Source organism: Klebsiella sp. CN_Kp113 (genome assembly GCF_040064585.1).
GTDB classification, from domain to species: Bacteria; Pseudomonadota; Gammaproteobacteria; order Enterobacterales; family Enterobacteriaceae; genus Klebsiella; species Klebsiella michiganensis.
Map to the genome: position 1 here is coordinate 17497 of NZ_JBEAID010000012.1, position 11282 is coordinate 28778.

Consider the following 11282-nt stretch of genomic DNA (forward strand, 5'->3'; position numbering starts at 1 on the left):
GCCGTCAGCAGGTTGCCAACAATTTGCGGAGCGGAGTTCATATAGTGGGCCCGTTGTACTCTACTGCCAGCAGGAGGTTGGCTGGTCAGGACACGAACTCTGCTAAGAAGGTGTCACCATGAATGATTCGTTAAAAGCGCAATGTACCGCCGAGTTTCTGGGCACCGGGCTGTTTTTGTTTTTCGGCATCGGCTGCCTGAGCGCGTTAAAGGTAGCGGGCGCCAGCCTCGGACTGTGGGAGATATGCATTATCTGGGGTCTGGGGATCTCGCTTGCCGTCTATCTGACGTCGGGAATATCCGGCGGCCATCTCAACCCGGCGGTGACCGTTGCGTTATGGCTATTTGCCTGTTTTCCTGGGCGCAAAGTCTTCCCCTATATTGTCTCCCAGGTCGCGGGCGCCTTCGGCGGCGCGGTGCTGGCCTATGTGCTGTACAGCACTATGTTTACCGAGTTTGAATCCGCCCACCATATCGCTCGCGGCAGCGTTGAGAGCCTGCAGCTGGCGAGTATTTTCAGCACCTACCCGGCGGCCTCGCTGAGCATCTGGCACGCGGCGCTGGTCGAAGTGGTGATCACCTCCATGCTGATGGGGATGATTATGGCGCTGACCGACGACGGCAACGGCGTGCCGAAAGGGCCGCTGGCCCCGCTGCTGATTGGCCTGCTGGTGGCGGTGATTGGCGCGTCAACCGGGCCGCTGACCGGCTTTGCGATGAATCCGGCGCGTGATTTTGGGCCGAAGCTGTTTACGTGGATGGCGGGCTGGGGCGATATCGCGATGACCGGCGGAAGGGATATTCCGTACTTTATTGTGCCGATTATTGCGCCGCTGATCGGCGCCTGCCTCGGCGCGGCCATCTATCGTTATCTGATAGGAAATAACTTACCGTGTAATACCTGTAAATTAGAGGATTAATGCATCCGCTGAAATAGCGAAAAATTTTCATGAACCGGTATCACGAACTGGCCAAAAACGTCTCCCACGGATGGGAGACTTTTGCTATCGTAATATTCTTTTATCGTTGGCGGTAAATGATGATGAAAGGAAGTGAATATTAAAGAAATGTTTTATTTATAACAAAAAATTAACTGAGAGGTTTTATCATGATTTCTGCGAGCACACTGAACTCAGAACTCATTAATAAAATCGCACAGGATTTTGCGCAGGCCACCAGTCTGGCGGTTGTGGTTGTCAATATTCACGGTGATGAAATATCTGAACTGTTTAACTTCACCCCTTTCTGCCAGCTGATGCGCCAGCACCCTCAGCACAGCACCCGCTGCCGGATGAGCGACCGCTGCGGCGGCCTCGAGGCGTCAAAAACCGATCAGCTCTGTATCTACCGCTGCCACGCCGGGTTAACCGATTTTTCCATTCCTCTGGTTATCGCCGGGCACCTTGTGGGCTTCGTGCTATGCGGGCAGGTGCGCTTAAGCAACGATGTAGAACTGGTGGATATCCTCAACGTGGACGACGGCTGGCAGGCGGACCCCGAGCTGCTCAACGCGTTCCGCGACGTGCCGGAGATGGACTACTCCAGAGTGATTGCCTCCGCGGATTTACTGAAGCTGATCGTCGAGAACTGCCTGAAAAAGCAGCTCAACTTTGTGGTGATTAAAGATAATCCCCAGCAGCCGGAACCCGCGCGCGCCAGCCGGGTCGCCAGCCCTCACGACAGCAAAATGAAGAAAGCGCTGCGCTACATTGACGCCCATTTATCCGATGAGCTTCGCCTGGAAGACGTCGCCGCCCACGTTTATCTCAGCCCCTATTACTTCAGTAAGCTATTTAAAAAATATCAGGGTATCGGTTTTAACGCGTGGGTGAACCATCAGCGGATGGTGAGCGCCAAAGAGCTGCTTTGCCACAGCGACTGGAGCATCGCCAGCATTGCGCGGAATTTAGGATTTTCGCAAACCAGCTATTTTTGCAAAGTTTTTCGCCAGGCTTATCAGGTCACTCCGCAGGCCTATCGCCAGCAAATTAACGCCAGATCACAAACTGAGTCATTTTAAATGACAATATTTTGTTATTGCCGATTTTTGATATGCCCTTGTATCTGGCTCATTCTAAAATGAAAATATCTCATTCAGAGCAATAAATTGTCATAGCGCAACAAAATAATAATGAGAGAACGATAAGCTGCACCAGTTTTTATTTATTTGATGGGATAGAGTGATATCTGAAATGGCTTTCAGCGCGCCATCGGCGTAATGAAACGGCCTTGGTAATTAAAAATTAAACACGACGGGAGCCATCCAGCTTCCGTAAGATATTCCGGAAATCATGCGAGCCGGGCAGTCCCGCTCGAATCATGACGGACTAAACCGACAGGCGCCAGGGAAGGGGGTGTGAATCCCCCGCAGCCCCCGCTGCTGTGATGCTGACGAACCCATATATACGCTAAATAATTCGCGTTGTAGGAAGGCGGCAAGCGAGTGAATCCCCAGGAGCTTACACAGGTAAGTGACTGGGGTGAACAAGTAAAGCCAACGCACATACAACGTGAAGTATGACGGGTATGACCACTGATCTGCTTACCGGATTGGGAAGGATGGGAGAGGACGACGCTAAGCCAGAAGACCTGCCTGTCGGTAACAATCAACAACTTCGGTGGGAAGTGGGTTGCTCAGATGCGTACAGTCGAAAGACTGGGAATGCACGCAGCCCTACCACCCGGCACAGGATCGGGGTATGGCAGCCAGGCAGCACGCATTTATTCTCGCAGGTACCGGCAGCGGTTGTGGTAAAACCACCGTTACGCTTGGTCTGCTCAGCCTGTTGAAGCAGCGCGGTATGCGGGTTCAGCCCTGCAAAGTCGGCCCGGACTACCTCGATACCGGCTGGCACACCGCCGTCAGCGGCGTCGCTTCCCGCAACCTCGACAGCTTTATGCTCCCGGAACCGGTGCTCAATGCGCTGTTTTGCGAACGGATGCAGCGGGCGGATATCGCGGTCATTGAGGGCGTGATGGGGCTGTATGACGGCTTCGGTACCGACCCTGGCTACTGCAGCACCGCCGCGATGGCTAAACAGCTCGGCTGTCCGGTCATTTTGCTGGTAGATGGCAAAGCGGTTTCCACCTCTATCGCCGCCACGGTGATGGGATTTCAACATTTCGACCCCAGCCTGAATATCGCCGGCGTTATCGTCAATCGCGTCAACAGCGAATCCCATTATCAGCTTCTCAAAGGCGCCATTGAACGCTATTGCGGGCTGCCGGTGCTCGGCTACGTACCGCGAGTGGAAGGGGTGGCGTTACCTGAACGCCATCTGGGGCTGGTCACCGCCCGCGAGTCGCTGGTCAATCAGCAGCCGTGGCGCGATTTTGCCCAAACGCTGGCGCAAACGCTGGATATTGAACGGCTCCTGGCTCTTAGCCAGCTCACCGCCCTACCCGCCGGGGAGTGGCCCCCGCTGCCGTCGCCCGACGCCGGCACGGGCCTGACGCTGGCGCTGGCCGACGACGAAGCCTTCAACTTTTACTACCCGGATAACCTTACGCTGCTTGAACGCTGCGGGGTGAATATCGTGCGCTTCAGCCCGCTGCGCGATAGCGAGCTTCCGCCGTGCCAGATGATTTGGCTCGGCGGCGGCTATCCGGAAATTCATGCCGCCGGGCTGGCGGCCAATACGTCGATGCTGGCGCAGCTGCGGGAGGCGCACCGGCGCGGGGTGGCGATTTATGCCGAGTGCGGCGGTTTGATGTATCTCGGCAGCACCCTTGAAGACGCCAGCGGTGACATCTATCCGATGGCCAATCTGATTCCCGGCCACAGCAAGATGGGCAAACGGCTTACCCGCTTTGGCTACTGCGAGGCGCGGGCGATGCGGCAAACGCTGCTGGCGGCGCCCGGCGAAACCCTGCGCGGGCATGAGTTTCACTACTCGGATTTTACCCCGGAGATCCCGGCGGTCCTGGCCTGCCGCAAAGTCCGCGACGGTATGACCCTTCAGCAGTGGTCGGGCGGCTGGCAGGTGGGCAACACGTTCGCCAGCTATCTGCACCTGCACTTTGCGCAGCGTCCCATCATGCTTAACCACTGGCTGGCTGCGGCAAGGAGCGCGCTATGACGCTGCTGGCATGGGGCGTTGCCTGGCTCCTCGATTTTATCATCGGCGATCCGCAGAGCTGGCCGCATCCGGTGCGCTGGATAGGCAACCTGATCGCCGCCGTTCAGCGCGGCGTGCGCCGCTATTGCCGCAGCGATGTCGCCCTGCGCGTCGGCGGCGCCGTGATGTGGCTGGTGGTGGTCGGGCTAACGTGGAGCCTCTGCTGGGGCGTGCTGGCGCTGGCGCGGACGGTTCATCCGTGGCTTGGCTGGCTGGTTGAGGTATGGATGATTTTCACCGTGCTGGCCGGACGCTGCCTGGCGCAGTCGGCGCGGGACGTCGAGCGCCCGCTGCGCGCGGGGGATCTGGCGGAGAGCCGTATCAAGCTGTCGTGGATCGTCGGGCGCGACACGTCGCAGCTTGCGCCGCAGCAGATTAATCGCGCGGTGGTGGAAACCGTCGCGGAGAACACCGTCGACGGCATTATTGCGCCGCTCTTGTTTCTGCTGCTGGGCGGCGCGCCGCTGGCGATGGCCTATAAAGCGGTCAACACCCTGGATTCGATGGTCGGCTATAAGCACGAAAAATATCGGGCCATCGGCATGGTCAGCGCCCGCCTTGATGATGTCGCCAACTTTATCCCCGCCCGCCTGAGCTGGCTGCTTATCAGCCTCGCCGCTCTCCTCTGCGGTGAAGCGGGCGGCCGCGCGCTGCGCATCGGCTGGCGCGACCGCTACAACCACAGCAGCCCGAACTGCGGCTGGTCGGAAGCGGCGGTCGCCGGGGCGCTCGGCATCCGGCTTGGCGGCCCTAACGATTACTTTGGACAGCGCGTGGAGAAACCGTGGATCGGCGACGCGACGCGCGATATTTCCGTAGACGATATTTCCCGAACGATTCGACTGATGTGGGTGTCTTCGACCCTGGCGCTGGCGCTGTTTATGGCGGTCCGGTACTGGCTGGTCGGCGCTGCCTGAGGACAAATGAATGCACTATATCCAGCAACCGCAGGCGATTGAGGCGAAAAGCTTCGACATTATTGGCGATATTATTGCGCAGACCCGCCCGGACTACCGCTTTGCCAGCCCGCTGCACGAAGCCATTATCAAGCGGGTGATCCACACCACCGCTGATTTTGACTGGCTGGATATCCTGTGGTTTTCGCCCGACGTGCTTCCGCGCTTGAGCGCCGCCCTGAGCCAGCCCTGCACGCTTTATACCGATACCACCATGGCCCTGTCCGGGATCAATAAAACCCTGCTGGCGAAATTCGGCGGCGAGTGCCGCTGCTATATCAGCGATCCGCGGGTGGTGGCGGAGGCCAAAGCGCAGGGGATGACCCGCTCGATGGCGGCGGTTGATATCGCGGTCGCCGAAGAGGGCGAGAAGGTGTTTGTTTTCGGCAATGCGCCCACCGCGCTGTTTCGTCTGCTGGAGCATGACGTCGCGGTCAACGGCGTGATTGGCGTGCCGGTCGGTTTCGTCGGCGCGGCGGAGTCGAAAGAGGCCCTGACTCAGAGCGGCCTGCCGGGCATCGCCGCGCTGGGTCGTAAAGGCGGCAGCAACGTCGCCGCCGCCATCGTCAACGCCATTTTGTACCACTTACAGGGGGCGCGATGAGCGAGCAATCCTTTGACGCCCCGGTATGGCACAACGGCAAGGCGCTGCGCAAAGGCTATACCACCGGATCATGCGCGACGGCGGCAGCAAAGGTCGCGGCGCTGATGGTGATGCGTCAGCATCTGATTCATCAGGTCTCCATTGTCACCCCTTCCGGCGTCACTCTGTGCCTTAACGTCGAGTCGCCGCACGTTGAAGGGCAGCAGGCGATCGCCGCCATCCGTAAAGACGGCGGCGATGATGTTGACGCCACCCACGGGATGCTGATTTTCGCCCGCGTGACGCTCGACGATTCCGGCGAGATTACCCTGCGCGGCGGCGAAGGCGTCGGCACGGTCACCCGCAAAGGGATCGGCCTGCCCATCGGCAGCCCGGCGATTAACCGCACCCCGCGCCACACCATTGAGTCGGCGGTGCGCGAAGCGATTGGCCCGTCGCGCGGGGCGACGGTAGAGATTTTCGCCCCGGAAGGCGAGGCGCGGGCGCAGAAAACCTATAACTCGCGGCTGGGGATTCTGGGCGGCATCTCGATTATCGGCACCACCGGTATCGTGACGCCGATGTCGGAGGAGAGCTGGAAGCGTTCGCTATCGCTGGAGCTGGAAATTAAGCGCGCGGCGGGGCTGGAGCGGGTAGTGCTGGTGCCGGGCAACCACGGCGAGCGCTTCGTACGCGAGCAGATGGGCATCGACTCGCAGGTGGTGGTCACCATGAGCAACTTCGCCGGCTACATGATTGAAGAGGCCGTGCGCCTGGGGTTCCGCCAGATCGTGCTGATTGGCCATCCCGGCAAGCTGATTAAAGTCGCCGCCGGGATCTTCCACACCCACAGCCATATCGCCGATGCGCGGATGGAAACCCTGGTCGCGCATCTGGCGCTGCTGGGCGCGCCGCTGGCGCTGCTGCAGCTGGTGAGCGAATGCGATACCACCGAAGCGGCGATGGAGCACATCGACGCGTACGGTTTTCAGCATATCTATCACCATCTTGCCGAACGCATCTGCCTGCGGGTGATGCAGATGCTGCGCTTTACTAAAACGCCGCCCGTCTGCGACGCCATCATGTTCTCCTTTGATAACAAGGTCCTCGGCAGCAATCGCCCGATCGCCGAGATTGCGCGGGAGATGGCATGTTAACGGTCGTCGGCATGGGCCCGTCAGGCCTGCATCTGATGACGCCGGCGGCGCGGGACGCGGTCGCCATCGCGGACGCGCTGGTGGGCGGCAAGCGGCATTTACAGCAGTTCCCTGAGTTTGACGGCGAACGGTTTGCGCTGGGCGCCAATATTGCCGAACTGCTGGTATGGCTCGGCGAACGCGAAGCGCAGAAGGTGGTGGTGCTGGCCTCCGGCGACCCGCTGTTTTACGGCATCGGTACGCGGCTGATCGCCCACTTTGGCATCGAGCGCGTGCGCATTATCCCCGGCATCAGCGCGGTGCAGTATCTCTGCGCGAAGGCCGGTATCGATATGAACGATATCTGGCTGACCAGCAGCCACGGGCGGGACGTCTGTTTTGATGAGCTGGCTCGCCAGCGCAAGGTGGCGATGGTGACCGACGGGCGCTGCGGGCCGCGGGAAATCGCCGCCCAGCTGGCGGCGCGGGGTAAAGGGTATCGCTGGATGGTGATTGGCGAAAATCTGGCGATGGATAACGAGCGGATCCGCTGGCTACCGGTCAGTGAGGTCGACGGCGAATATGAGATGAACGCGGTGGTGATCCTCGATGAAAGATGAGCTTTTTCTGCGCGGCGAGAAGGTGCCGATGACCAAAGAGGCGGTTCGCGCGCTGGCGCTGGCCAAACTTGAGCTACACCGGGCAAGCCACCTGATTGATATCGGCGCCGGTACCGGCAGCGTGTCGATTGAGGCGGCGCTGCAGTACCCCTCGCTGCAGGTAACGGCGGTCGAACGCAATCCCGCGGCCCTGCAGCTGCTGGACGAAAACCGCCAGCATTTCGCCTGCGGCAACATTGAGATCCTGCCCGGCGAAGCGCCGATGGTGATCACCGAGCGGGCCGACGCCATTTTTATGGGCGGCAGCGGCGGCCGCCTCGACGAGCTCATTGACTGGTCGTGGCAGCAGCTCTACCCCGGCGGTCGCCTGGTGATGACCTTTATCCTGCAGGAGAACCTGAACGCCGCTCTCGACTATCTGCGGCAGCGGGGAATTACGCAGATTGATTGCCTGCAGCTGAACGTTTCATCGCTGACCGCGCTGGGCAGCGGCCACTATTTCAAACCGAATAATCCCGTTTTTGTTATCGCCTGTCAGAAGGAAGAAAACCATGGCTGAGACATTTGACCCCCGTTGTGTGTGGTTCGTTGGAGCAGGGCCGGGCGACCGTGAGCTGATTACCCTCAAGGGCTACCGCTTGCTCCAGCAGGCCCAGGTGGTGATCTACGCCGGGTCGCTGATAAACACCGCGCTGCTGGAGTACTGTCCGCCCGGCGCCGAGTGTCACGACAGCGCCGAACTGCATCTGGCGCAAATTCTCGACCTGATGGAAGCCGGCGTTAAAGCCGGGAAAACGGTGGTGCGTTTACAGACCGGGGACGTGTCGCTGTACGGCTCGGTCCGCGAGCAGGGCGAAGAGCTGACCAAACGCGGCATCGACTGGCAGGTGGTGCCGGGCGTCAGCGCGTTTCTGGGCGCCGCGGCGGAGCTGGGCGTCGAATACACCGTCCCGGAAGTCTCCCAGAGCCTGATTATTACCCGCCTCGAAGGGCGCACGCCGGTGCCGGAGCGCGAGCAGCTTGAGTCGTTTGCCAGCCACCAGACCTCGATGGCGATTTACCTTTCCGTACAGCGCATTCACCGGGTGGCGGAGCGCCTGATGGAAGGCGGCTACCCGGCAACCACGCCGGTGGCGGTGATCTACAAAGCGACCTGGCCGGAAAGCCAGACCGTACGCGGTACCCTGGCGGATATCGGCGACAAGGTGCGCGAGGCGGGGATCCGCAAAACGGCGCTCATTCTGGTCGGGAATTTCCTGGGCTCTGAGTATCACTACTCAAAACTCTACGCGGCGGACTTTAGCCATGAATACCGTAAAGCCTGAATCAATCGCGCTTTTCTGCCTGACCCCTGGCGGCGTGCGGCTGGCGAAACGGCTGGCGGCGATGCTGCCGTTAACCTGCTTTACCAGCGAGAAGCTGCTGGAAGAGGGGTTTCTCCCCTTTGAAAACGGTTTTGCCAGCGCCGCGCGCGAGGCCTTCAGCAGCTATTCGGCGCTGATTTTCATCGGCGCCACCGGGATCGCGGTACGCGTGCTGGCCCCGCTGGTGAATGACAAGTTCAGCGACCCGGCGGTGGTGGTGATTGACGAGCGCGGCCAGCACGTTATTAGCCTGCTTTCCGGCCACGCGGGGGGCGCGAATGCCCTCAGCCGCTATCTGGCCGGGATGCTCGGCGCCGACCCGGTGATCACCACCGCCACCGACGTCAACGAGATGGCGGCGCTGGATACCCTGGCATTCCAGCTTAATGCCCGGATGAGCGATTTCCGCGCGGCGGTGAAAACCGTCAACCAGATGCTGGTCAGCCAGCAGCGCGTCGGCCTGTGGTGGGACGACGAGTTGGATGAAGACGTCAGCCGCTGCGACCGGCGGGGATTTATCACCGTGACCGATCTGCACCAGCTTCCCGAGCTGGACGCGCTGGTCTGCGTCACGCTGCGCAACGAGCTGCCGGCCATCGCCGTGCTGCACTGGAAGCTGGTGCCGCAGCGGGTGGTCGCCGGAATTGGCTGCCGTCGCGATACGCCATTCCCGCTGTTAGCAGCGCTGCTGGCGCGCCAGCTTGAGGCGCAGCGTCTGGATCCGCTGGCGCTGAAAGCCATCGGCAGCGTGACGCTGAAGAAGCACGAGCAGGGGCTGATTCAGCTGGCCTCCTGCTGTCGCGTACCGTTCGAAACCTTTCCCGCTGATGCGCTGCGCGAGCATGAGCACCATTTTCCCGCCTCATCGTTCGTCAGAAAAACCGTCGGCGTGGGGAGCGTATCCGGCCCGGCGGCCTGGCTGCTGAGCCATGGGCAACTGTTGGGCGAAACCCTGCGCGAACAGGGCGTCACTATCACTTTGGGAGTTTCACACTGATGTTAAGCGTAATCGGAATCGGCCCTGGCTCGCAGTCCATGATGACCATGGAAGCCATTGAAGCGCTGCAGGCGGCGGAAATCGTCGTTGGCTATAAAACCTACACGCACCTGGTGAAAGCCTTTACCGGCGATAAGCAGGTGATCAAAACCGGGATGTGCAAAGAGATTGAGCGCTGCCAGGCGGCGATTGAGCTGGCGCAGGCCGGGCATAACGTGGCGCTGATCAGCAGCGGCGACGCCGGTATTTACGGCATGGCCGGACTGGTGCTTGAGCTGGTCAGCAAGCAGAAGCTGGATGTGGAAGTCCGCCTGATCCCGGGGATGACCGCCAGCATCGCCGCCGCCTCGCTGCTGGGCGCGCCGCTGATGCACGACTTCTGCCATATCAGCCTCAGCGACCTGCTGACACCGTGGCCGGTGATTGAAAAGCGTATTGTCGCCGCCGGGGAAGCCGACTTCGTGATCTGTTTTTACAATCCGCGCAGCCGCGGCCGCGAGGGCCATCTGGCGCGCGCCTTTGAGCTGCTGTCGGCCAGCAAAAGCGCGCAGACTCCGGTGGGGGTCGTGAAGTCCGCCGGACGTAAAAAACAGGAGAAATGGCTGACCACCCTGGGGGAGATGGATTTTGCACCGGTCGATATGACCAGCCTGGTGATCGTTGGCAACAAAGCGACGTATATCCAGGATGGCCTGATGATCACCCCACGAGGCTACGTGCTGTGAGCCACGGCGAGGTGCTGGTGATGGGCGGAACCAGCGACGCGCGGGCGCTGTGCCAGCAGCTTGACGCGGCGCAGGTTAAATACACCCTGTCGGTGGCGACGCCCACCGGCCAGCAGCTGGCGGGAGACATTCGCGGCCAGGTGCGCTGCGGGCGTCTCGAGCTGGAGGAGATGATCGCCTGGCTGAAGGCTAACCGGACCCGCTGGGTGATCGATGCTTCGCACCCCTACGCCGAAGCGGTGAGCCGCAATATCGTCCGGGCCTGCGAAACCGCCGGCGTGCTGCTGAGCCGCTATCAGCGCCCTGAACAGCTGAGCGGCCTGACGCATCCGCTGCTCTATACCGTGGAGAGCATTGAACAGGCCTGCGAGGTGGCGCGGCGCTTCGGCCAGCGCGTGCTGCTCACCACCGGAAGCAAAGATCTGGCGCGCTGGCGGGCGGGATTAGGCGAAAAAACGCTGCTGGCCCGGGTGTTGCCGGTCGCCGATGTCATCGCCCAGTGCGCCGGGCTGGGGTTCGGCGTTGGCGAGATCTTCGCCCTGTGCGGGCCGTTCAGCGCCGAGTTCAACGCCGCTTTCTACCGCCAGTGCCGGGCCGATGTGGTGATCACCAAGGCCTCCGGCGCCGAAGGCGGCTATCAGGAAAAAGTACAACCCTGTCTGGATGCCGGTATCCCCTGCATCGTGATTACGCGCCCGGCACCGCTGGTGACCGGTGAAGAATTACTGGAAAGTCAGGCTGCCTTTGCCCGGCGCTTAGCGCGCTGGCTGGCCGCTGCTTAAGG

Annotated in this window: 12 protein-coding genes and 1 riboswitch; all 12 genes read left to right on the forward strand. The window is 60.8% G+C overall.

What is annotated here, in order from left to right:
* Positions 1-118 precede the first annotated feature (118 nt).
* On the forward strand, positions 119-919 hold the full coding sequence (gene pduF / locus ABLV30_RS05910) for a propanediol diffusion facilitator PduF (RefSeq protein WP_004105118.1): 801 nt from the start codon (positions 119-121) through the stop codon (positions 917-919).
* A gap of 188 nt (positions 920-1107) precedes the next feature.
* Positions 1108-2019: a regulatory protein PocR gene (pocR, locus tag ABLV30_RS05915; RefSeq protein ID WP_014226637.1), complete on the forward strand. Its 912-nt coding sequence runs from the start codon at positions 1108-1110 to the stop codon at positions 2017-2019.
* A gap of 300 nt (positions 2020-2319) precedes the next feature.
* Positions 2320-2611: riboswitch (cobalamin riboswitch) on the forward strand.
* A gap of 87 nt (positions 2612-2698) precedes the next feature.
* Positions 2699-4078, forward strand: coding sequence for a cobyrinate a,c-diamide synthase (locus tag ABLV30_RS05920; protein ID WP_064358537.1), 1380 nt, complete (start codon positions 2699-2701; stop codon positions 4076-4078).
* The gene (gene cbiB / locus ABLV30_RS05925) at positions 4075-5034 is read left to right on the forward strand and encodes an adenosylcobinamide-phosphate synthase CbiB (RefSeq protein ID WP_148849909.1); all 960 of its coding nucleotides are present in this window, start codon (positions 4075-4077) and stop codon (positions 5032-5034) included. The genes ABLV30_RS05920 and cbiB overlap by 4 nt, the downstream gene beginning before the upstream one ends.
* Before the next feature lie 10 nt (positions 5035-5044).
* On the forward strand, positions 5045-5677 hold the full coding sequence (locus ABLV30_RS05930) for a cobalt-precorrin-8 methylmutase (RefSeq protein WP_004133657.1): 633 nt from the start codon (positions 5045-5047) through the stop codon (positions 5675-5677).
* Positions 5674-6813, forward strand: coding sequence for a cobalt-precorrin-5B (C(1))-methyltransferase CbiD (gene cbiD / locus ABLV30_RS05935; RefSeq protein ID WP_265800376.1), 1140 nt, complete (start codon positions 5674-5676; stop codon positions 6811-6813). The genes ABLV30_RS05930 and cbiD overlap by 4 nt, the downstream gene beginning before the upstream one ends.
* Entirely contained in the window at positions 6807-7412 is a 606-nt protein-coding gene (locus ABLV30_RS05940; protein ID WP_348865570.1) for a cobalt-precorrin-7 (C(5))-methyltransferase, read from the forward strand. The genes cbiD and ABLV30_RS05940 overlap by 7 nt, the downstream gene beginning before the upstream one ends.
* Positions 7402-7971, forward strand: coding sequence for a decarboxylating cobalt-precorrin-6B (C(15))-methyltransferase (locus ABLV30_RS05945; RefSeq protein ID WP_025107435.1), 570 nt, complete (start codon positions 7402-7404; stop codon positions 7969-7971). Before ABLV30_RS05940 ends, ABLV30_RS05945 begins: the two co-directional genes overlap by 11 nt.
* Entirely contained in the window at positions 7964-8737 is a 774-nt protein-coding gene (locus tag ABLV30_RS05950; protein ID WP_014226631.1) for a cobalt-precorrin-4 methyltransferase, read from the forward strand. Before ABLV30_RS05945 ends, ABLV30_RS05950 begins: the two co-directional genes overlap by 8 nt.
* Positions 8718-9773, forward strand: a complete 1056-nt coding sequence (gene cbiG / locus ABLV30_RS05955; RefSeq protein WP_025107436.1) for a cobalt-precorrin 5A hydrolase — start codon at positions 8718-8720, stop codon at positions 9771-9773. Before ABLV30_RS05950 ends, cbiG begins: the two co-directional genes overlap by 20 nt.
* Entirely contained in the window at positions 9773-10498 is a 726-nt protein-coding gene (locus ABLV30_RS05960; RefSeq protein ID WP_004105101.1) for a precorrin-3B C(17)-methyltransferase, read from the forward strand. The genes cbiG and ABLV30_RS05960 overlap by 1 nt, the downstream gene beginning before the upstream one ends.
* Positions 10495-11280, forward strand: a complete 786-nt coding sequence (locus ABLV30_RS05965) for a cobalt-precorrin-6A reductase (protein WP_025107437.1) — start codon at positions 10495-10497, stop codon at positions 11278-11280. The genes ABLV30_RS05960 and ABLV30_RS05965 overlap by 4 nt, the downstream gene beginning before the upstream one ends.
* Positions 11281-11282: the final 2 nt, after the last annotated feature.